Origin of the sequence: Methylovulum sp. (genome assembly GCF_028687615.1) — a bacterium.
GTDB lineage: Bacteria > Pseudomonadota > Gammaproteobacteria > Methylococcales > Methylomonadaceae > Methylovulum.
This window is the reverse complement of record NZ_JAQTZU010000015.1, coordinates 32579-53308: the sequence shown is the minus strand read 5'-3', so window position 1 is coordinate 53308 and position 20730 is coordinate 32579. Positions and strand designations below refer to the sequence as shown.

Sequence of the window (20730 nt, the reverse complement as noted above, 5' to 3'; positions counted from 1 at the left end):
ATAAAGCCAAGAAAAGCATCGTCATTCCGGCAGGGATTGCCGGAATCCAAGGGCCACGGACGGCAATCTACACGCGTGTACATACCTGTATTCTGGATTCCGGCAATCCCTGCCGGAATGACGGCTTCTTTTTAAAAATGTTAAAAGACTTATGCACAACACCTACTTACTGGTGCTTGCAATGGGTAGTTGGCATATAATGCCGCGTTTATTTGTTCTCACTAGGAAAAGATTATGAAAAAAATAGCGTTACTGAGTTTGTCTGCGATGTTTATGTTTACAACGCTTGCCAATGCCCACGGCCCGGTCCGTCAAAAAGCGGAAGAAGAAATCACCATCAACGCCACCGCCGAAAAAGTCTGGAATATCATTAAAAATTATGATGATATGTCTTGGTTGCCCGGCGTTAAAAGCACTACGGCAGATAAAGGCAACAACAAAGGTTCAATCCGTGTCCTTACCTTGAAAGATGGCGGTACCATCACCGAAGAGCTGAAAAAGTATGATGATAAGAAAATGACTTACGCATACAAAATCACCGATATGAGCACGGCGAAAACCATCACCCATTCAGGTGCCGAAGAAAAAGTCCCCGTGTTGCCGGTTGACAATTATGCCGCCAGCATTGAAGTGGAAGACAAAGGCGGGGCGGCGTTGGTGTCATGGAAAGCGGGTTATTACCGTGCGTATATGAACAACAATCCACCAGAAGAAATGAACGAAGACGCCGCCAACACGGCTGTCACCGCCATTTTAAAAGGTGGCTTGGCGAACCTGAAAGCCTTGGCTGAGAAATAAGGTTTTTCAGTGCCAATTAAACTATTGCAAGCGGTGGTTGCCGCCACCGTTTTTTTTACGTCCGCACTCGCTGCCGCGCCGTTGGCGTATATCAGCAACCAATTAAGCGACAGCGTCTCCATTATTGACACCGGACTTGGCGAAGTGGTGGCAACCATTGCCGTGTCAGGGAAACCTGCCGGTGTCGCCATTGCCCCCGATGGCAAGCATTGCTATATCAGCACTCCCGAAGCCCACGGCTTTGCCGTGATAGACACCGAAAAACGTCAATTGGTGGCGCAGGTTAAAGTGAGCGACGGTGCATTGGGCATTGCCGTCAGTCCTGACAGCCAGCGGATTTATGTCGCCGATTGGTATAACAATACCGTTGCCGTCGTCGATGCGGGCAATTACCACGTTGTGCAAACCATTGCCGTTGGACAATCGCCTTCCGGTTTGATGGTCAGTCCAGATAACCGCTGGCTTTATGTGGCGAATCGTTTGGGTAATTCGGTGAGCAAGATTGACCTCAAGCGCGGGCTGGTCAAGCAAACGGTTGCCGTGGGTAGCCATCCATTTGGCTTGACGCTTGATAGCCGGGGCGAGAGGCTTTATGTCGCCAATGTCCAAAGTGATGATGTCACGGTGCTGGATACCCAATTGATGCAGGCCCTGGCAACGGTCAAAGTCAGTATGTTGCCTTATGCGGCGACGCTGGCTTTAAACGACAGCCGCTTGTTGGTCACCAATCAGGACGACAGTTCGGTTTCAGTGATTGATACCGGAACCTTAAAAGCGACGGGTTTGATACCGGTTGGCGACAAACCCGAAGGCATAGACACCCATCCCGATGACCGCCATGTCTATGTCGCCAATTGGTTTGACAGTAATGTCTCGGTCATTGACGCGAAAACCTTGCGCGTCATCAAGACCATCAAAACCGGTGAAGGCAGCCGTGCTTTCGGGCAATTTATCGGCAAATGATGTTTGCCTGTTATCTTGATGTGATAGACTCCGATTTATTTGTTAATGGTTGAGGATGACAATGGCTGAAACAGTAGATGAATTGACGGTGGGTTACCAAGATGGCGGTGTTGAAACCGTTAAGGAATTGGATAAAAAGGTTTTGACCAAAGGGGCCTGGGCGACCGTGATTTACCGCTATCAGGACTGGAACCGGGCTAAAGAAGAATACGGCCCCGATAAATACACCATCCGCCGTTACCAAAAACGCAATGGTGAATATCAGCAAAAATCCAAGTTCAATATTTCCAGCAAAGATCAGGCAAAGAGCATTATTGCGGCGTTGGAAGAATGGATGGATATGGATAAAGATTAAGGCTCTATATGGGTTTTAAGGTCTTTTGTCCGTTAATAAATATAGCGGTCATAAATACCCCCGTCATTCCGGCAGGGATTGCCGGAATGACGGGTATTTTAGATAACCACGCTTATTAATGGCTTAACGTATATTTTTAGCAAAAGACCTTAAAACCCATATAGAGCCAAGATTAATAAGCAATGGCTGGATATATTCATCACTTGGTGGATACGGATAATTTAACGATATTGGCTATTCTAACGTGGTTGGATGTATAGTTCCGTGCGATCTCCTATGAAATTAAGGCAAGAACCTAGGGGATTGTAATAAATTGGAATTCTGAAAAGCTTGCTTAAACAACATTATGCAAACACTCCCCACAACGCTTTACAGTACGGCTCAAATCCATGAATTGGAGGATAGGGCGATATACCAGTGCGGTATTTCTGGATTTGAATTAATGATCCGGGCGGGGACTGAGGTTTTCCGTTATTTACGGGAACGTTGGCAGAACACTAAATCTATCGCCGTGTTTTGTGGTGCTGGCAATAATGCTGGTGATGGTTATATTGTCGCGGAATTGGCACTGTCCTTTGGCTTTGGCGTTCAAGTCTATACTTTGGTCAATCCTGACGCGCTCATGGGCGATGCGGCGAAAGCCTATAAAAAGTACCTTGCCGCCCGTGGTACGGTATTGCCTTTTCGTAGCGAGTTGTCGATACGGGCTGATGTCGTCGTCGATGCTCTGTTCGGCGTAGGCTTGAACAGGCCGGTGGCAGGGGATTATTTAACCGCTATCCGCATGATTAACCGGAGTCCGGCACATGTTATAGCGGTGGACATGCCGTCGGGATTAAACGCCAATACCGGCAAAGTGATGGGCGAAGCCGTAAAAGCCGGCGGTACAGTGAGTTTTATCGCGTTGAAACAAGGTTTGTTTACCGGCGATGCGGCAGATTATTGCGGGGATATAAAATACGCATCGCTGGGCGTACCCGAAGACATTTTTGAAGAAGTCCCGTCTAAGGTCTACCGTGTCGTACCCAGGACATTTCCCCGTCGTGATCGCTGTATCCACAAAGGGAAAAATGGCCATGTCTTGGTTATCGGCGGGGAACAAGGCTACGCTGGTGCGGCGATGTTGACGGGCGAAGCGGCCTTGCGGGTAGGCGCAGGTCTGGTCAGTATCGCCACCCGCAAAGAGCATACCGGGCTGATGAGCATACATCGGCCTGAGCTGATGTGCCACGGGGTGGAAAATTCTGACGAGTTGACAGGCTTGCTTGAAAAAGCCAATGTGCTTGTCATAGGCCCTGGCCTAGGGCAAACCGACTGGGCAAAAGATTTATTGCTGGCGGTCATTGATTCCAGAAAACTGGCGGTCATTGACGCTGATGCGTTGAATATGTTGGCAAAAATACCGGCGGCGCATAGTAATTTGCTACTGACCACTTACCGCAGTATCTTGACCCCGCATGTAGGGGAAGCGGCTAGATTGCTCAATCTGTCAACGGCGCAAGTACAGCAGGACCGCTTTGCCGTGGCGAAAATGATTCAGAAAAAATACGGTGGTATTGCCATCCTCAAAGGAGCCGGGACATTGATCGCATCAAATGAGGATGTTTCTGTTTCGACGACCGGGAATCCAGGTATGGCATCAGGTGGCATGGGTGACGCGCTCGCCGGGGTTATCGCCGGGCTGCTGGCCCAAGGCTTCCCGCTTAAAGACGCCGCGCAACAAGGTGTTTATATCCACGGACAAGCCGCCGATATTGCCGCAGAACAAGGCGGCGAACGCGGCTTGTTGGCGAGCGACTTAATGCCGCATTTACGACGCCTGGTTAATCAATAGTGCAACGATATTTAGCGACGCCCGAAGCGACCGATCAATTCGGTGCCGAATTATGGTCATTATTGCCTGCACAGGCCGTGGTTTTCCTGCAAGGTGATTTAGGCGCAGGCAAAACCACCTTGGTGCGGGCCTACCTGCGTGCCGCCGGTTTTGTCGGTGCGGTCAAAAGCCCCACTTACACCTTGGTTGAAGAATATTTAGTCAATGACCGAAAAATCGTCCATTTTGATCTATACCGGCTTGCTGAACCGGAAGAATTGGAATGGATAGGCATCCGTGATTATTTTAATCAAGAGTGCGTTTGTTTTATTGAATGGCCCGACAAGGGCGAAGGCTTTCTGCCACTGCCGGATTATGTCATTACCCTAAGTGCCGAAGGTAGCGGGCGGCTGTTGGACATGAGCTAGGCTCCCTTTGGGGGAACTTAACAATCAACCGGCAAACGCGCCGCCAACCTATTTCATTCGATGGCAATATGAGCCTCAAATTCCAATGTGTGCATAGGCATTGCCCTTTGTGCAGTTTGGTAATGGTTCAGATCCTGTGGATGATGGCCAAATTACCCGCCATTAAATAGCAACCTTTTTTCTAAATAAACGATTGTATCTATTTGAAAATATGAATAATTTTTTATCTAAGTCCGGCTGGTTTTGTTTCTTGCCAGTTGTTTTTCTGTTCGGGATGCCGGCGCAAGCGAAATCGCCTAATATCATCTTTATTTTGGCGGATGATCTCAACAAGGAAGTTTTCAGCCATCAGGTGAAAATTAATTCACTGCTTACGGCCAATGGCATGACGTTTAAAAATAATTTTGTCAGCTTATCCCTGTGTTGCCCGTCCCGAACGTCTACCTTGAGAGGGCAATACGCCCACAATACAGGGCTGTTTAAAAACAATCCTCCTGATGGCGGTTTTGGAAAAATTTATAGCGGCGGTTTGGAGAAATCGACCGTCGCCACTTGGTTGCAAAATGCCGGATACAGGACGGCTTTGATCGGTAAATACCTCAATGGTTACCCCAGCAAATTATCAGGCATAAGTTACATACCTCCAGGTTGGACTTACTGGGTCAGCCCTAATCAAGGCGAGCCTTATTCAGAATTTAATTACTCGCTTAACGAAAATGGCAAAACCGTCACCTATGGCAATGCAGATAAAGACTACATGGTTGATGTGTTGGCGGATAAGACAACTCAGTTTATTGGCGACACGACAAGCAAATATCCGGGTAAACCTTTCTTTATCTTTTTGGCCCCTTACCTGCCCCACCAACCGGCAACCGCCCCTTTACGCTACGCCAATGATTTCCCCAATGTAAAAGCCCCCCGTCCGGCTTCTTTTAATGAGGCCGATGTCAGCGATAAACCCGCATGGGTGCAAGCCAAGCCGCTTTTGACAAGCCAGCAGATTGCGAATATAGACATTCTTTATCGCAGGCAAAGGCAGTCCATGCAAGCGGTTGGGGATTTAGTGGAAAACGTGGTGAATAAATTGCGTGCTGTCGGGGAACTCAACAACACGTATGTATTTATCACCTCCGACAATGGCTTCCATCTTGGTCAGCATCGTCTAAACTCAGGCAAGAACACGGCGTTTGAGGAGGATATCAATGTGCCGCTGGTGGTGCGCGGCCCCGGTGTGGCGGCTGGATCGGTGGTTTCTGAAATTACCGCCAATGTCGATTTTGCCCCCACTTTTGCCAAAATTGCCGGGATCACGCCACCTGCATTTGTCGATGGCCGATCTTTGTTGCCTATTCTGCATGGCATCACACCAACGAATTGGCGCAAAGTCTTGTTGCTCGAACATGCCAGTCAAAGCATCACGTCTTTCAGTGCAGATCCGCTGCTGGAACCTCAAGACGAGTTTGATATTCAGGCGGCGGCGACCTATGATCCCAGTGCTTTTGCGGGTCTTCGCACCCAAGAGCGGGCTATCGGTAATTATGGGCCAATCAATTATATTGAATATGATACGGGGGAGCGGGAGCTTTATCGTCTTTGGCCTGATCCGCTCCAGGTTAATAATGAATATTTAATTATGGATCAATGGGTTAAATATAAGTTGAAGCTTTGGCTGGGCAAATTACGCACTGCTTCGGGACAAGCCCTGCGTAATGCGGAGCAGACGGCCCCATGATCCTATCTAAAAAGTATAAACGCTGATTATCGGCCACGATTAAATCGTGGTGGGCAAAACATCCTTAATGGTCCAGTGGATCAAACTTAACCCCCCACAAACGCATTATAAAATTGCTTGGCTGTCCTGCCGCTTTTCGATGCCCGTTGATGGGCAAAATCCAGAGCTGCTTTATGTAAGTTTTCACGACCATCCGGCGCATCGGGGAAAAAGCCGTCAACTATGCTCAAATAAGTTTGCGCCGTTTGCGGATAAAATCCCAGGGACAAACCAAAACGGTCGGAGAGCGAGGTTTTTTCTTCCACAGTGTCGGAATAATGCACTTCCCGGTCTACCAAATGGGATTCAAGGTTGTCCTTCATCAGTTCCGGCAGCAAATGGCGGCGGTTAGAAGTGGCGTAGACCAACACGTTTTCCGGCGGCAGTTCAACCGAGCCTTCCAGGACGCTTTTTAAGGACTTGTACTGGCTGTCGCCGGATTCAAAAGACAGGTCGTCACAGTAAATGATAAACCGTTGCGGCAGTTCGCGGATGTCATCGACAATTTCCGGCAAATACACTAAGTCCTGTTTGTCCACTTCAATCAGCCGTAAGCCTTGGGATTTGTAAGTATTCAGCAAGGCTTTGATTAACGATGATTTGCCGGTGCCGCGCGAACCCCACAACAGGGCGTTGTTGGCGGGTTGGCTGGCAAGGAAACGTTCGGTGTTTGCCAGCAGTTGCTGTTTTTGTGCATCAATTCCCAATAATTCATCCAATCGGATCGGATCGGTTTGACGCACGGGGCGCAGGTATTCTTTACGTTGCCGCCAAATCGCGGCGTAAGTTAAATGCCAGTCAATCATTGTTTATTCCTTGCCAAGTAAAAGTTGCTTGGCATTATAAGGCAAAACAACAAGGCTTTAGTTGGGCACGGGATTTTTCTGAAGTTGTTTTTTTCAACTACGGTTTATAGGGATATGCTTTTGGCATCTTAGGAACGAGCATGAAATAATTTCCGCACCGGCTCGTCAGACCTGTCAGGTTTTGAAAACCTGACAGGTCTTTATCCGCGAATTTATTCCATGCACATTCCTTAATGTCGCCAGCCGCTAGGTTGATTTTTTTGAATTGTTTAATATCCCAAGAGGAACATCATGACTTATGCCACTGCGTTATTGCCACAATTGATTGAAGCCATTGCCGATGCTATCAACCAAAATGCCGGGGAAGTGACGGCACTCGACCAGGCGATTGGTGATGGCGACCATGTCGTCAACTTGCAACGCGGTATCCATGCCCTGATGGAGCAACGCCATGAATTGGTCCTGCTTGACTGGGTTGCGGCATGGCAAAAAATAGGCATGACACTGATGTCAACCGTGGGGGGTGCGTCGGGTTCTTTGTTGGGGACTTTATTTGTGGCGATGGCTAAAGCGGGTAAAGGACAGATATTGGATGCGGCCGGTTTCGCCGCCATTTTTAACCAAGGCGTGGAGTCGATGAAGCAGCGCGGTAAATCCGATGCGGGTGAAAAAACAATGCTGGATGTGTTGGTCCCGGTCGCCAATTATTTACAGGCATCGGCTAAGGCAGATATAGCCCTTGCAGGAGTTTTGGCGGCGGTACAGGAAGTTGCGCTGGCGGGTGTGGAGTCTACGCGGGATATGGTTGCGACCAAAGGCCGGGCATCATTTTTGGAAGCGCGTACCCTTGGCCATATTGATGCAGGTGCGAAGACCTCACAACTGATCATCTGTGCAATATGCCCGGTGTTATCAGCAAGCCCAGCGTAGGTTTGCGGTATGGACGGGCGCATCCCATAAGCCAAGCAATTCATCGTCCAATACACTCAGTGTGATTGAGCAGCCTGCCATATCCAGCGATGTGGTGTAATTGCCCACCAAAGAACGCACGATGTTGACGCCTTGGTTTTGCCAGTGTCGCGCCGCCAATTCGTAAATCAGGTAGAGTTCCATCAATGGCGTTGCGCCAAAACCATTGACATGCAGCAGTGCGGATTGGCCTTTTTGGGGGTTGAGATCCCCGTTGATTGCGTTGACAAGATGTTCTACGATTTCAGTGGCATTGGTCAACGGCAAAGTGGCGAGGCCCCGTTCTCCATGTATGCCAACCCCCATTTCCATTTCCTTATCATTAATGGCAAACGTTGGATGCCCCAAGGCGGGTACGGTGCAACTGCTGAGTGCCACGCCCATAGATGCGCTGCCACGGTTTATTTTTTCCCCTAAAGCTTTGCAGCTTGCCAGGTCAGCACCTTTTTCGGCTGCTGCGCCTAACATTTTTTCGACGATTAAAGTACCCGCGACGCCACGCCTTCCAGTACTGTGGGTTTTGGGTAGCGAGACATCGTCGTTGATGATGACCGATGCGTTTGGGCAACTGAGCATTTCGGTGGCAATTTCAAAACTCATGATGTCGCCGGCATAATTTTTGACGATAAACAATACGCCGCCGCCATTGTCCACCGCCTCTGCCGCCGCCAGCATTTGATCGGGGGTAGGGGAAGTGAAAATTTGGCCCGGACAGGCCGCATCCAGCATACCGGAACCAACAAAGCCAATATGCAAGGGTTCGTGGCCTGAGCCGCCGCCAGAAATTAATGCGACTTTGCCGGACGTTGCCGGTTGCCGGCGTTTGATGAAATGCGGTTGTGCGTTGAATTGGATAATATCTGCATGGGCTTTGGCAAAACCGCTTAGGCTTTCCTCCAGCAGGGTATCAACAGAGTTAATAAATTTTTTCATAACGACCCGCCTTTTCTGGTTTAGTGGGGCAAAGATTGCAATGCGGCCGTGACGGCGAGGATGTCATCCATGACCCAAGTAGGTTGGTAGTCCGAGGTCTTGAGATCTTCTTGGGTGGACACGCCAGTTAATACCATCAGGCTACGGATTCCGGTACGCACCGCACCCAGAATATCTGTTTCCAGACGGTCACCAATGGCGATGGTTTCGGATGTGTCCGTACCAAGCAATGCCATGGCTTGTTGATAAATGATAGGTTCAGGTTTGCCAATGATGGTCGGGATGACACCGGTAGCCGCTTGCAGGGCGGCTAGAATCGCGCCGTTGCCATGCGTGATGCCGTATTCTGTAGGTAGGGTGGTGTCTGCATTGGTGCCTATGAACTTAGCCCCTGCACGGATGTTTAGGGTTGCTGTTGCCAGCTTATCCCAGGTGAGTGTTTGGTCTTTGCCGCAAACGACAATATCCGCACCTTGGTTAGGCGTTGCGGTGGTATTGACCTCATACAAGCCTGTTAAGGTGAAACCGCATTTTTTTATCGGTTCGCTTGCCCCGGCTTCACCTAGGACAAATACCCTTGTAGTTGCCGGGTTTTCATGCTGGCTTAAATATAGTGCGGTAGTAATGCCTGAAGTGAGAATTTCATCTTCTGTAACGGTCACCCCCATTTTCGCAAGTTTGAGCACATATTGTGCCGGTGTCATGCCGGCATTATTGGTGGCGAGAATAAAGCGGATTTTTTGTTTGCGTAGCGTTTCGAAAAACGTGGTTAATCCGGGTATGGCTTGGTCGCCATGCCATAACACGCCGTCCATATCAATGATGAGGGCGCGAACGTTTAAAAATGGTTCCATAAATATCTCAATAGGGAATGTCTCAATATGGGGGGCGTTTAAAGTTTTTTACGATAGTATAAAAGGTTTGTTGTTTGCATGACATGCCTAAGATGTTAATGAACAAATAGATGGGGTTTTAAACGGAAATCCCACCGATAATCCAATCAATGGCTACCATGAATACCGAGTTTGAATGGCTATTATGCGTTCATTGATTTTAAAGTTTAGGGAGGAGGGGATGTTTATCGTGTTTTTATTATAACAATATAATTTTTTATGATATTTTTATGGGGTAATATTTGTCTGATAGGAGGAGGGATTAGCCAATAAGCATTGGGCATTGACAGGCGTCCCCTTTCTACTTTACAGTTACGTCCGCAAAACAATTATGCAACCAACAATAATTATTAATAACCCTTCGGAGCACATATCATGGCTAGACCATTAATTCAAATGGCATTGGATTCATTAGATTTCGACGCAACAGTTGCACTTGCAGAGCAGGTTGCACCACACGTTGACATTTTTGAAATCGGAACCCCATGTATCAAACACAACGGTGTCAACTTGGTTAAAACACTGAGAGCAAAATTCCCGGACAAACTGATTTTAGTTGACCTGAAAACTATGGATGCTGGCGAATATGAAGCTACTCCATTTTATGCTGCTGGTGCAGATATTTGTACAGTGCTGGGTGTGTCTGGATTGGCAACCTGCATGGGTGTCATCAAAGCTGCAAATGCTTTCGGTGCAGAAGCTCAAATCGACTTAATCAATGTAGAAGACAAAGTTGCTTGCGCACGCGCAACTGCTGAAGCAGGTGCCCACGTTATGGGTATCCATACTGGCCTTGACGCACAAGCTGCTGGTCACACTCCATTTTCTGATTTGAACGACATCGCCAGATTAGGTTTGAACGTCAGAATTTCTGTTGCTGGTGGTATCAAAGCCGCAACAGTTCAGGACGTTGTTAAGTCAGGTGCTAACATCATCGTTGTTGGTGCTGCAATATATGGTGCTCCATCTCCTGCTGAAGCTGCTCGCGAAATTCGTGAACTGGTTGATGCCACAGAGGCTTAATAAATGCATCAGCAACTTGTCGTAGAAAAGATATCAAGCATTCTTGAAGCTACAGATGACACCTATGATGTAAAGTTGACGCAATTGCTAGACAATGCCAAGCGTGTGTTTATTGCAGGTGCCGGGCGTTCAAAGCTTGTTGGTAACTTCTTTGCAATGAGATTGGTACATGCGGGTTACGATGTAAGTGTCGTGGGTGAGATCGTCACGCCTAGCATAAAAAACGGTGATTTATTAATCATTATCTCTGGTTCAGGGGAAACTGAGCAATTGATTGCGTTTACAAAGAGCGCCCAAAAAATAGGCGCCAACATTGTGTTAATCTCTGCGAAAAGCGAATCCACAATCGGTGACTTATCAGATGCAGTATTTCAAATTGGTCGTTCAGAACAATATGGAAAAGTTTTTGGTATGCCAATGGGGACTGTTTTTGAACTATCTACATTACTGTTTTTGGAAGCAACCATTTCTCATGTAATTCATGAAAAAGGGATACCAGAAGAAGTGATGAGGGAAAGACACGCTAATTTAGAGTAATGCTTAAGGAACGGGTTATTAAATAGCCCGTTCCTTATTCGTTTCGATAATAACAAAAAAATATTTCTGACAAATCATCTTTAGATGATAGTCAATAATTTGTAATTAAAATAGTAAGGAGAACAATATGACTTCGCGCCGAGAATTAGCGAACGCCATACGCGCTTTGAGCATGGATGCTGTACAAAAAGCAAACTCTGGACATCCAGGAGCTCCTATGGGCATGGCGGATATCGCCGAAGTTCTCTGGAATGACTTCATGGCTCATAATCCGACCAATCCAAAATGGTCAAATCGTGATCGTTTTGTTTTATCAAATGGTCATGGCTCAATGCTGATTTATTCTTTGTTACATCTCACAGGATATGATCTGCCAATCGAAGAGTTGAAAAACTTTCGTCAATTACATTCTAAAACCCCTGGTCATCCAGAATACGGATACGCCCCTGGCGTAGAAACCACAACAGGCCCATTGGGGCAAGGTATCACCAACGCCGTTGGTATGGCAATTGCCGAAAAAGCATTGGCCGCGCAATTCAATAAAGATGGACATAAAATCGTAAATCATCATACCTATGTTTTTATGGGTGATGGTTGCTTAATGGAAGGGATTTCGCACGAAGCTTGTTCGTTAGCCGGAACTCTGGGTTTGGGTAATCTTATCGCCTTTTGGGATGATAATGGCATTTCAATTGATGGTCATGTAGATGGCTGGTTTACCGATAACACGCCAATGCGCTTTGAGTCTTATGGTTGGCATGTTATCGCCGATGTAGATGGCCACGATTCTCATGCAATATCTAAAGCTATCGAATTGGCGAAAGTCATGACCGATAAGCCTACACTGATTTGTTGCAAAACCACTATTGGATTTGGTTCACCGAATAAATCGGGTTCACATGCTTGTCATGGCGCACCATTAGGCGATGCCGAAATTAACCTGACTAAGGCTGCATTAGGTTGGGATTATGGTTCGTTTGAAATTCCTGCACATGTTTATGCTGGGTGGGATGCCAAAGTAAAAGGAACTAAAGCCGAGCAAGATTGGAATGAAAAATTTGCTGCTTACAAAAAAGCTTATCCAGAATTAGCTGCCGAATATGAGCGCCGTATGGTAGGCGAATTGCCGGAAAATTGGTCTGAAGGTGCTAATAAATTTATAAGTGCAGTCAACGATGAAGCTAAAACGACGGCTACCCGATTATCTTCGCTAGCAGCGATAGAAGGTTACGCAAAATTATTACCCGAAATATTTGGTGGTTCAGCGGATTTAGGTTGCTCAAACATGACGGAATGGTCAGGTTACAAACCTATGCGGGCCAATAAGCCGGATGCTAACTATGTCAATTATGGTGTGCGTGAATTTGGTATGTCTGCAATTATGAATGGTGTGGCCTTACATGGTGGTTTGATACCATTCGGCGCAACTTTCTTGATGTTTTCTGAATATGCACGTAATGCAGTGAGAATGGCTTCGTTAATGAAGATTCGTTCAATTTTTGTCTATACTCATGATTCTATTGGCTTAGGTGAAGACGGGCCTACCCATCAACCAATTGAGCAAACTGCGACTTTACGGTTAATACCTAATATGCAAGTTTGGCGTCCATGTGATGCGGTCGAAACATCAGTTGCTTGGCGATCAGCTATAGAGCGAAAAGATGGTCCTTCCGTATTGGTTTTTTCGCGCCAGAACTTAACCCACGTTCCTCGCAATCAAGAGCAAATTGATGCTATTTCCCGTGGTGCTTATATTGTTGCTGATAGTGAAGGTGTGGCGGATGCAATTATCATCGCTACAGGTTCTGAGGTTGAGCTTGCGTTAAAAGCCGCAGAGCAATTGAAAGCTTCTGGAAAAAATATTCGCGTTGTCTCTATGCCATCGACCAACATTTTTGATGCTCAAGATTCTGCATACCGTGAATCCGTTTTGCCTAGCACGGTCACTAAACGTGTGGCAGTTGAAGCGGGTGTGACTGATGGTTGGTGGAAATATGTAGGTACTAATGGAAAAATTGTGGGCATTGACCATTTTGGTGAATCAGCTCCTGCTGGCCTGCTATTTAAAGAGTTCGGTTTTACTGTTGAAAATGTAGTTAAAAATGTAGAAGCGGTATTTCAGAATTAAAATTATAGATAATTGCTTAGCTTACAATTGGGAGAGGAATGGTTAATTTGAATAAATTTGAGATTTTTTGTTAATCTTCCCTCTCCCTAACTTCCAACTTAAAGGTGAACAACGTGAAAAAAAATAATCTTATAAATGGTTTGTTTGCAACTTTATTGATTGCTAGCCCGATAGTGGGTGCAGATCAAAAATACCCAGCGGCAGATTTTGAACCTCAAGTCGTTTACCAAGATAACGACTATATTGCCAAAAACAACCCATCATCAAAAACGGATGGGCAAGCGGTTTCATCTGAATCTAAAGCAGATCCAAAATATCCTGCTGCAAATTTCGAACCCCAAGTTGTTTATAGTGACCCTAATTATAAACATAATGCTGCCCCATCCGTTTCCTTGTCAACTACGTCCAATAGCGATAGCACGGAAATTTCAACCAATCCAACGAGTGAAAATGTTGCTGATGTTCCTGCAAAAACAAATTCACAGTCTAAGTATTTGATCGGGCTTATTGCTCTAGGTCTAGTTGGGGCTTTTTTGTTTAAAAATCAATTCAAATGCGGGTCTAAAAAGACTGAAAATAAAGTGTCTCCTGTACAAGTAAATAAGGGCGGTTTGACAGGTGTTGCAAGATATTTAAATAAAGCTTCCGGTACAGGCGTTTCAAGATATTTAGACAAGCAAGTCAAGTCTGTTTCTGCCTCTACTGGTGTTGCCAAATATATAGCAAAACAAGTGTTGGTAGCAAAATCGACTGCCGCAGGTGCAGCCACCGGAGTTGAAAAATATATGCGTAACCGGGGATAATCAATGAATCAGAATTACTTGAGCGGATCTTTTTTCCCTGCCGTGGCTGGCTTATTCTTTTTTATGAAAAGACCTAGTGTTGATAGGGTTCACGAAGAAAACCAAATGGTATTGCCGATTTATTCTAGCGATGCTAGCGGTTTGACAGGTGTTGCAAGATATTTGGAAAGCCAGAGAAAAATTTTAGAGGCAAGTAAAGAAGAGGCGGAATCACTGGAAGATCAAAGAAATACTCAAGTGGTTACGGGCGTAGCTAAGTATCTGGAAAAAAACCAGCAAAATCCTGTAAGTGGTGTGACTCGATATATGCTGAAAAAAATGTTGGCTGAAAAGAACGCGCCTAAAGCAGTTGGTAAAAAACAAGTTACAGGAGTTGCTAAATATCTAAGCAACCAAAAGGAAAAGCCGGTTTTGAGTGGTGTGGCAAAGTATTTGAAAAACCAAGAAAATTTGCCAAAAGCGACTAAGGTAGCCAAGTATATGGCTAAACAAGCCATCGTTGCCAAACAAACAAAGCATGTGGTGGCGCATATTGAGTTGACTGGGGTGGAAAAATATTTGAAGCAACAGGAAAACTTGCCACAATTGAGTAGAGTTGCTAAGTATATGAAAAAGCAGGCTTTGCTTGCTAAAATGAAAAAACCATCTGTGGCAAAACCTGAATTGACAGGGGTTGCGAAATACTTACAAAGTCAAGAAAGCTTGCCAAAAATAAGTCGTGTGACTAAATATATGGCACGGCAAACACTTGCAAACAAACAAAAAGTTGAAATGATTGAAACAGGTGTCGATAAATATATGAGGAATCGCGCCTAGTTTTTAAGTTTCAGATGATTGATGAGTGGAAACAATAAACAGCATCTTGGATGCTGTTTATTGTTTGTGTAGATGTGAATTTAGCACTGGCTTAATTGCAGGCACCATCCATCCGGTTTTAAAATTTTTTTACTTTATTTGAGAAGGCACTAGTTATGGCAAAAAATTTACTTGAACAACTTAGAGAGGTCACTGTTGTTGTAGCAGATACCGGCGACATACAGGCCATTGAAACATTTAAACCACAAGATGCAACAACAAACCCCTCTTTGATTACTGCGGCTGCACAAATGCCACAGTATCAGGATATTGTTGATGGCACTTTGAAAGGCGCAAGGGAGACTTTAGGAGCTGATGCTGTGTCAGCTCAAGTTGTTTCCCTTGCTTTCGAGCGTTTGGCTGTTTCCTTCGGACACAAGATACTGGAGGTCATTCCTGGACGAGTATCTACTGAAGTGGATGCGCGGCTTTCCCATGATACCGATGCTAGCATTGCCATGGGGCGGGAACTAATTAAGATGTACGAAGCCCAAGGCGTTTCCCGTGAACGGGTGCTAATTAAGATTGCTTCGACTTGGGAAGGTATTCAAGCAGCAGCCGTTTTAGAAAAAGAAGGCATCCATTGTAACCTGACATTATTGTTTGGTATCCATCAGGCAATTGCTTGTGCAGAAAATGGCATCACGTTGATCTCCCCTTTTGTGGGCCGTATCCTTGATTGGTACAAAAAGGACACTGGCCGCGATTCATACCCATCAGCGGAAGATCCCGGCGTATTGTCTGTGACCGAAATTTACAACTACTACAAAAAGTTTGGTTATAAAACTGAAGTTATGGGCGCAAGCTTCCGTAACGTCGGTGAAATTACTGAATTGGCAGGTTGTGATTTGTTGACCATTGCACCGTCCATTTTGGCGGAATTGCAAGCGACGGAAGGTGATTTGCCACGCAAGTTAGATCCTGAAAACGCGGCAACGATGTCCATCGAAAAAATCGATATGACCAAAGAAGTGTTTGACGCAATGCATAAAGAAAACCGTATGGCGACGGATAAATTGGCAGAAGGTATCAACGGCTTTACAGTGGCTTTAGAGTCATTAGAAAAGCTGTTGGCTGAACGTTTGGCAACTTTAGAAGGCTAAAATATTTGATACTTAAGGGTGTCCAGACAAGCTTTCGCTGTTTGGACATCTTGAGCTTTTTCGGCATTATTTATTTATATTTAGGACTCTACTTAAATGTCACAAAAAATTTTAGATGTTGTAAAACCAGGTGTAGTAACAGGTGATGACGTACAAAAAATCTTTGCCATCGCGAAAGAAAACAAATTCGCATTGCCAGCCGTCAACGTGATCAGTACTGGTTCTATCAATGCAGTGTTAGAAGCTGCCGCCAAAGTAAAGTCTGCCGTTATTATCCAGTTTTCTAACGGCGGTGCACAATATGTAGCGGGTAAAGGGCTTAAATTAGAAGGCCAACAAGTTGCTATTTTGGGTGCAATTTCTGGTGCCCGACATGTACATACTCTCGCGGAAGCTTACGGTGTACCTGTTATCCTGCACACTGATCATGCCGCAAAAACCCTGTTACCCTGGATTGATGGCTTGCTGGATGCGGGCGAAAAATATTTTGCCCAAACAGGTAAGCCACTGTTTAGTTCACACATGTTGGACTTGTCAGAAGAAAGTCTGGAGGAAAATATTGAGATTTGCGGGCAATATTTAGAGCGTATGTCTAAAATGGGCATGACTTTAGAAATTGAATTGGGTGTTACTGGCGGCGAAGAAGACGGTGTTGATAATAGCGGCATGGATCACTCCATGTTGTACACGCAGCCTGAAGATGTGGCTTATGCCTATGAGCACCTGAGCAAAATCAGTGACCGTTTCACTATTGCTGCTTCATTTGGTAATGTGCATGGTGTTTATTCACCAGGCAACGTTAAGTTGACACCGAAAATTTTGGACAACTCACAAAAGTATGTTTCAGAAAAATTTGCTGTGCCTGCAAATACGTTGAATTTTGTTTTCCACGGTGGTTCTGGTTCTTCCGCAGATGAAATCAGTGAATCCATCAGTTATGGCGTTATCAAAATGAACATTGATACGGATACCCAATGGGCAGCCTGGGACGGCATCAGACAATATTACCTGAAGAATGAAGGTTATTTGCAAGGTCAAATCGGTAATCCAGAAGGTGCTGATAAACCAAACAAAAAATATTATGACCCTCGGGTTTGGCAACGTGCTGGCGAAGTCAGTATGATTGCCCGCCTGGAACAAGCGTTCCAAGATTTAAATGCAGTTGGCAGTTTGTAATATAAAAAGAAGCGTAGAAAAGCCGATGTAGAATCATCGGCTTTTTTTTGCCTAAAATTTATATTGACGCAGCTTATCAAGTAAACAAACTCAGTAGGTTTTCATTAGTCCATCCAATGTCAATCCACAACTAGGCGCAAAAACCTGCATGAAAAAAATTACTTCATTTTGGTCAGATTCAGCAATTTTTAGGGCTAACTGTTTTGCGGCTACTTCAAATTCTAAATTTCCTGCTTTTAATTCCGCCTGGCATTTTAAATAAGCCGAAATTTTATCGGCAGCCTTAATAATTTTCACCTGCTCTTCTGGCATTTGCCCGTGACAAATCAGCATATCAAAATCGTCACGGATTTCTGAAGGCAATAAATTCAATAGCTCGATTTCCGCCTGTCTTTCAATTTCTTTGTATGCGTTACGAATTTCTTCGGAATGATATTTGATTGGGGTCGGTAAATCTCCCGTAATTACCTCAGTAATATCATGGTACAAGGCCGCAGTTGCCACGGCATTCGCATCGAGATTGCCATTAAAATAACGGTTTTTTATCAATGCCAAGATGTGGGCGATTACCGACACCTCCCAACTGTGTTCCATGACATTTTCTTCATGGGCATTGCGTTTCAACCCCCACCGCTTAATCCATCTTAAGCGGGTTAAATAAGCATAAAAACTGCTGGTTACGGTAATTTCTTCCATAGCTTACAAAATGCGGATAGAAACAGTTTTACATCATAATTGATTATTCAGCTAATTAAAGCCATATCTTGCAACAGATCGACTAATTTTTATCATGTACAGGGATTTATCCTATTGAAAATGAAGGACACTAATATTATTTAACTATTATTTAACGAATAGCTCAGCGTATCTTATGGTGAATTATCCGTTATTAGGCGAATAACCCACCTTTCATGATCTAATTACAAGCTATATCTATACTGCGGACGGTCACGATTTGTGCTTTTTAAAACCCCTCACCCCAACCCTCTCCCGAATGGAGAGGGAGACAAAAGCCGCAATCTGTGCCCGTGTTGAGTATATCAATGCACCGCATCCAAAGATACCCGTAACTGCTTTAATCTGTCACTGGTTTCGGTATTAAACTTGAAAGATTGCAAATTAACAGGTAATTCTTTTAATAAAGCAGGATTACCCGCTTGCCATTCATTCTGCACAACGCCAGTCCAATAACCTCGAATATTGACATCTAAAAAAGAATCCCTCAGATTATCTAATTCTTGCTGACAAAAAGCCGAAAAACCCGATGCTTCAAAAATGCCATAAATCAAATAATGCTCTAATACCCGAATATCGGCTTCCACTTCAGCAATCATGGTGTCTTGCTCATTCACTAAGGTTTCGCTTAATTCATTCACCGCTGTTTTTGCTACATTCAAGGCGATAGTAACAAAAGGATTTGCTGCAATAAGGCTTTCAACCACTGCATTAGCAGAAACACCTAATACGTCTTTGCGTTTTTGCTCATCGGTTAATAGTGAAACGCCATGATTCGCATATTGGCATAACCGCTCTAATGCAGGTTCTCCACCTGAATAATAATTATCAATGATTTCAATATCCGCGCCCATTTTTTTACGCGCTTCTTTACGGGTGGTGCTGCCAACGGGCGCACGCACTAATAACTCAACCACAGGACGGGCAAAGCGTAAAAACAAGGTGTTTAAGCTGTGCTCCAATAACGAAACATAGATTGTTTCATTCTGCACTAATTTAGTTTTAACCGTTTTACTGCCCCATAATTGCTTTTCTAATTCAGCAATTAAATCCAAGGCTTCTTGTTGTAATTCCAAGGCTAAATTTCTGGCTAATTCGGCAGTCATTACCCGCACATCACTATAGAGTTTTTCTCGCCATGCAATATTGGCTTTAGCCGCATCAAAAACGGGATTGCTGACACTATCAAAAATGTCCTGTCTTTGTTCTAATTGCCGTGAAGGTAAAGCGTTTATTTTTTCCTGCACTAATTCTTCATAACGGGCTTTAAATACTTGTCGATTTTTGATGGATTGTTCATTACCGTCTTTAAAACGATTATTGACATCGGCTTGAATTTTTTGCCAACGGTTATGCCACCATTGGGAAAATTCAATAGTATTATTCTCCGATTGAGCGCGTTTAGCTTGTTCGGGGTCTTCGGGATAAACAGCCGCAACAGTTTGATAAATATCCCGCGCGGTTTTTAGAATATCGCCTATCATACCGTCACAGCGTTTTTTTAATAACGCCGTGCGTTCGTTATCCAAATAATGTTGAATGCGCTGTTGTAATTCACTAATGCCAGTGGTTTGTTTTAGTTCATCATGTGAGCTTAAACCCGTTAAGTCCTGCATTTTTTGCAAGGTTTGTTCTAACGTGCCAACTTGGGGAATTTCAAAACCTTGTAAAACTAAATGTGCGCCTGCCGAACCGCGTACGATGCGATGTTCTGGGATTTCCACAGCCGCCCATTTTTCTAATAACTGTTGCCAGTTATCCTGTAAAACTTCTTTAGAAGGCTGTAAATCAACTTGCCCCCAAAATACAAATAATTTATCCGCGAGTTTTAAATACGGGTCGCCTGTTGCGCCGAATTTAATTAAATCCTGTTCGTGGGCTTTTAAATCAATATCACGGCGTTGCACTAAAATAATGGCATCACAATCTGCCAACATTTCTTTGGATTCTTCAATATGCTTGGCTAGTCCAGAATCTAAACCAGGAACATCATAAAACACCACCCCATCCACTGCCGCCAATTGCGAGGTGTAAAGCCGCGCTTCCTGCATGGCATGGGCATAACGCTCATCAGCCACATAACGGCTTAAATTGGTTTTAATTTCTTCTAAGCGACTAAAGCTATAAGTCTTTTTACCCTCGTTAATAATCTCGCGTAATGTGCCGTTATGCAGTTCCATGACTTTTAAATCATTTTCCGCTTTTTGTGCCGCGCTTTTATCCGCACTCTGCGTTTGTTCGCGTAAATCTGCTTGATAGGCTGAATACTGTGCTTCGGTTTTCGGCAAGGTTTCCAGTCGCTGTTCGTTTTGGTCTTGTACGGAATAAATTTGCGTGGTGGTGAAAGTACAGCGGGCGGTTTTAGCGGGCAGTAAATCACTGCCTAACCACGCATTGACAAAGGTGCTTTTACCCGCTTTTTCCAAACCGACCACGGCAATACGAAACTCGCCGTTTTGCAAGCGGTGCATGAGTTTTTCGGCGGGTTCACCTGCTTTTTGCAAGGTGGCTTTTTGTTCGGGCGTAATGCCCAATTGTGTGACTGAGGCTAAATTCGCTAAGTCTAAAGCGTGGCGGCGCACGGCTAACGCGGTTTTTAGTTGGTTAGCGTAAAGGGTTGAGGCGGTTTTCCAATCCATAA

At 45.0% G+C, this 20730-nt stretch carries 19 protein-coding genes; 14 read left to right on the top strand and 5 right to left on the bottom strand.

The features are described 5' to 3' along the window. Positions 1 to 234: 234 nt before the first annotated feature. From PHH59_RS10710 to PHH59_RS10685, 6 genes are all read left to right on the top strand, one after another. Positions 235 to 798: an SRPBCC family protein gene (locus PHH59_RS10710; RefSeq protein ID WP_300015491.1), complete on the top strand. Its 564-nt coding sequence runs from the start codon at positions 235 to 237 to the stop codon at positions 796 to 798. A gap of 9 nt (positions 799 to 807) precedes the next feature. After that, entirely contained in the window at positions 808 to 1761 is a 954-nt protein-coding gene (locus PHH59_RS10705; protein ID WP_300015490.1) for a beta-propeller fold lactonase family protein, read from the top strand. Positions 1762 to 1822: 61 nt separating this feature from the next. After that, a complete protein-coding gene (locus tag PHH59_RS10700) occupies positions 1823 to 2116 on the top strand; it encodes a hypothetical protein (RefSeq protein WP_300015488.1) in 294 nt (97 codons plus the stop codon). 346 nt (positions 2117 to 2462) lie between these two features. Beyond that, entirely contained in the window at positions 2463 to 3950 is a 1488-nt protein-coding gene (locus PHH59_RS10695) for an NAD(P)H-hydrate dehydratase (RefSeq protein ID WP_300015486.1), read from the top strand. After that, positions 3950 to 4357 (top strand): tRNA (adenosine(37)-N6)-threonylcarbamoyltransferase complex ATPase subunit type 1 TsaE, encoded by a 408-nt coding sequence (tsaE, locus tag PHH59_RS10690; protein ID WP_300015483.1) that lies wholly within the window; start codon positions 3950 to 3952, stop codon positions 4355 to 4357. Before PHH59_RS10695 ends, tsaE begins: the two co-directional genes overlap by 1 nt. A 211-nt stretch (positions 4358 to 4568) precedes the next feature. Further along, a complete protein-coding gene (locus PHH59_RS10685; protein ID WP_300015481.1) occupies positions 4569 to 6089 on the top strand; it encodes a sulfatase in 1521 nt (506 codons plus the stop codon). An 86-nt stretch (positions 6090 to 6175) separates the two neighbouring features. Here the strand turns inward: PHH59_RS10685 and PHH59_RS10680 are convergent, their stop codons facing one another. Next, a complete protein-coding gene (locus PHH59_RS10680; protein WP_300015478.1) occupies positions 6176 to 6934 on the bottom strand; it encodes an ATP-binding protein in 759 nt (252 codons plus the stop codon). Between the two features lie 291 nt (positions 6935 to 7225). Between PHH59_RS10680 and dhaL the strand changes: the two genes are divergently transcribed. After that, positions 7226 to 7864: a dihydroxyacetone kinase subunit DhaL gene (dhaL, locus tag PHH59_RS10675; protein ID WP_300015476.1), complete on the top strand. Its 639-nt coding sequence runs from the start codon at positions 7226 to 7228 to the stop codon at positions 7862 to 7864. On the opposite strand, the gene dhaK is transcribed toward dhaL, so the two are convergent. Both dhaK and PHH59_RS10665 read right to left on the bottom strand, forming a co-directional pair. After that, entirely contained in the window at positions 7847 to 8836 is a 990-nt protein-coding gene (gene dhaK, locus PHH59_RS10670) for a dihydroxyacetone kinase subunit DhaK (protein ID WP_300015474.1), read from the bottom strand. The two genes, dhaL and dhaK, sit on opposite strands and share 18 nt — an antisense overlap. A 20-nt stretch (positions 8837 to 8856) precedes the next feature. Further along, positions 8857 to 9690 carry an HAD-IIA family hydrolase gene (locus PHH59_RS10665; protein ID WP_300015472.1) on the bottom strand — a complete coding sequence of 278 codons (834 nt, stop codon included), beginning with the start codon at positions 9688 to 9690 and terminating at the stop codon, positions 8857 to 8859. Between the two features lie 414 nt (positions 9691 to 10104). On the opposite strand from PHH59_RS10665, the gene hxlA reads away from it, so the two are divergent. The 7 genes from hxlA (at position 10105) to fbaA (ending at position 17354) form a co-directional block, all read left to right on the top strand. Further along, positions 10105 to 10752, top strand: a complete 648-nt coding sequence (gene hxlA, locus PHH59_RS10660) for a 3-hexulose-6-phosphate synthase (RefSeq protein ID WP_300015470.1) — start codon at positions 10105 to 10107, stop codon at positions 10750 to 10752. A gap of 3 nt (positions 10753 to 10755) precedes the next feature. Further along, positions 10756 to 11289 (top strand): 6-phospho-3-hexuloisomerase, encoded by a 534-nt coding sequence (gene hxlB, locus PHH59_RS10655; RefSeq protein WP_300015468.1) that lies wholly within the window; start codon positions 10756 to 10758, stop codon positions 11287 to 11289. A gap of 127 nt (positions 11290 to 11416) precedes the next feature. Next, entirely contained in the window at positions 11417 to 13417 is a 2001-nt protein-coding gene (gene tkt / locus PHH59_RS10650) for a transketolase (RefSeq protein WP_300015466.1), read from the top strand. Positions 13418 to 13530: 113 nt separating this feature from the next. Continuing rightward, a complete protein-coding gene (locus PHH59_RS10645) occupies positions 13531 to 14220 on the top strand; it encodes a hypothetical protein (protein WP_300015464.1) in 690 nt (229 codons plus the stop codon). 3 nt (positions 14221 to 14223) lie between these two features. Next, positions 14224 to 15036: a hypothetical protein gene (locus PHH59_RS10640; RefSeq protein WP_300015462.1), complete on the top strand. Its 813-nt coding sequence runs from the start codon at positions 14224 to 14226 to the stop codon at positions 15034 to 15036. 155 nt (positions 15037 to 15191) lie between these two features. Then, positions 15192 to 16178, top strand: a complete 987-nt coding sequence (locus tag PHH59_RS10635; RefSeq protein WP_300015460.1) for a transaldolase — start codon at positions 15192 to 15194, stop codon at positions 16176 to 16178. Positions 16179 to 16274: 96 nt separating this feature from the next. Continuing rightward, on the top strand, positions 16275 to 17354 hold the full coding sequence (fbaA, locus tag PHH59_RS10630) for a class II fructose-bisphosphate aldolase (protein ID WP_300015458.1): 1080 nt from the start codon (positions 16275 to 16277) through the stop codon (positions 17352 to 17354). Between the two features lie 90 nt (positions 17355 to 17444). Here the strand turns inward: fbaA and yfbR are convergent, their stop codons facing one another. After that, positions 17445 to 18050, bottom strand: a complete 606-nt coding sequence (gene yfbR / locus PHH59_RS10625; RefSeq protein ID WP_300015456.1) for a 5'-deoxynucleotidase — start codon at positions 18048 to 18050, stop codon at positions 17445 to 17447. A gap of 344 nt (positions 18051 to 18394) precedes the next feature. Then, complete coding sequence (locus tag PHH59_RS10620) at positions 18395 to 20728, bottom strand: dynamin family protein (RefSeq protein ID WP_300015454.1); 2334 nt, start codon at positions 20726 to 20728, stop codon at positions 18395 to 18397. Positions 20729 to 20730 lie beyond the last annotated feature (2 nt).

Excerpts from the sequence above, each read along its gene's own strand:
- dhaK (WP_300015474.1), bottom strand. The coding sequence starts at position 8,836 with ATGAAAAAATTTATTAACTCTGTTGATACCCTGCTGGAGGAAAGCCTA.
- PHH59_RS10685 (WP_300015481.1), top strand. The coding sequence starts at position 4,569 with ATGAATAATTTTTTATCTAAGTCCGGCTGGTTTTGTTTCTTGCCAGTT.
- hxlB (WP_300015468.1), top strand. The coding sequence starts at position 10,756 with ATGCATCAGCAACTTGTCGTAGAAAAGATATCAAGCATTCTTGAAGCT.
- PHH59_RS10640 (WP_300015462.1), top strand. The coding sequence starts at position 14,224 with ATGAATCAGAATTACTTGAGCGGATCTTTTTTCCCTGCCGTGGCTGGC.
- fbaA (WP_300015458.1), top strand. The coding sequence starts at position 16,275 with ATGTCACAAAAAATTTTAGATGTTGTAAAACCAGGTGTAGTAACAGGT.
- dhaL (WP_300015476.1), top strand. The coding sequence starts at position 7,226 with ATGACTTATGCCACTGCGTTATTGCCACAATTGATTGAAGCCATTGCC.
- yfbR (WP_300015456.1), bottom strand. The coding sequence starts at position 18,050 with ATGGAAGAAATTACCGTAACCAGCAGTTTTTATGCTTATTTAACCCGC.
- PHH59_RS10665 (WP_300015472.1), bottom strand. The coding sequence starts at position 9,690 with ATGGAACCATTTTTAAACGTTCGCGCCCTCATCATTGATATGGACGGC.
- PHH59_RS10635 (WP_300015460.1), top strand. The coding sequence starts at position 15,192 with ATGGCAAAAAATTTACTTGAACAACTTAGAGAGGTCACTGTTGTTGTA.
- PHH59_RS10695 (WP_300015486.1), top strand. The coding sequence starts at position 2,463 with ATGCAAACACTCCCCACAACGCTTTACAGTACGGCTCAAATCCATGAA.
- PHH59_RS10620 (WP_300015454.1), bottom strand. The coding sequence starts at position 20,728 with ATGGATTGGAAAACCGCCTCAACCCTTTACGCTAACCAACTAAAAACC.
- hxlA (WP_300015470.1), top strand. The coding sequence starts at position 10,105 with ATGGCTAGACCATTAATTCAAATGGCATTGGATTCATTAGATTTCGAC.
- PHH59_RS10680 (WP_300015478.1), bottom strand. The coding sequence starts at position 6,934 with ATGATTGACTGGCATTTAACTTACGCCGCGATTTGGCGGCAACGTAAA.
- PHH59_RS10710 (WP_300015491.1), top strand. The coding sequence starts at position 235 with ATGAAAAAAATAGCGTTACTGAGTTTGTCTGCGATGTTTATGTTTACA.
- PHH59_RS10700 (WP_300015488.1), top strand. The coding sequence starts at position 1,823 with ATGGCTGAAACAGTAGATGAATTGACGGTGGGTTACCAAGATGGCGGT.
- tkt (WP_300015466.1), top strand. The coding sequence starts at position 11,417 with ATGACTTCGCGCCGAGAATTAGCGAACGCCATACGCGCTTTGAGCATG.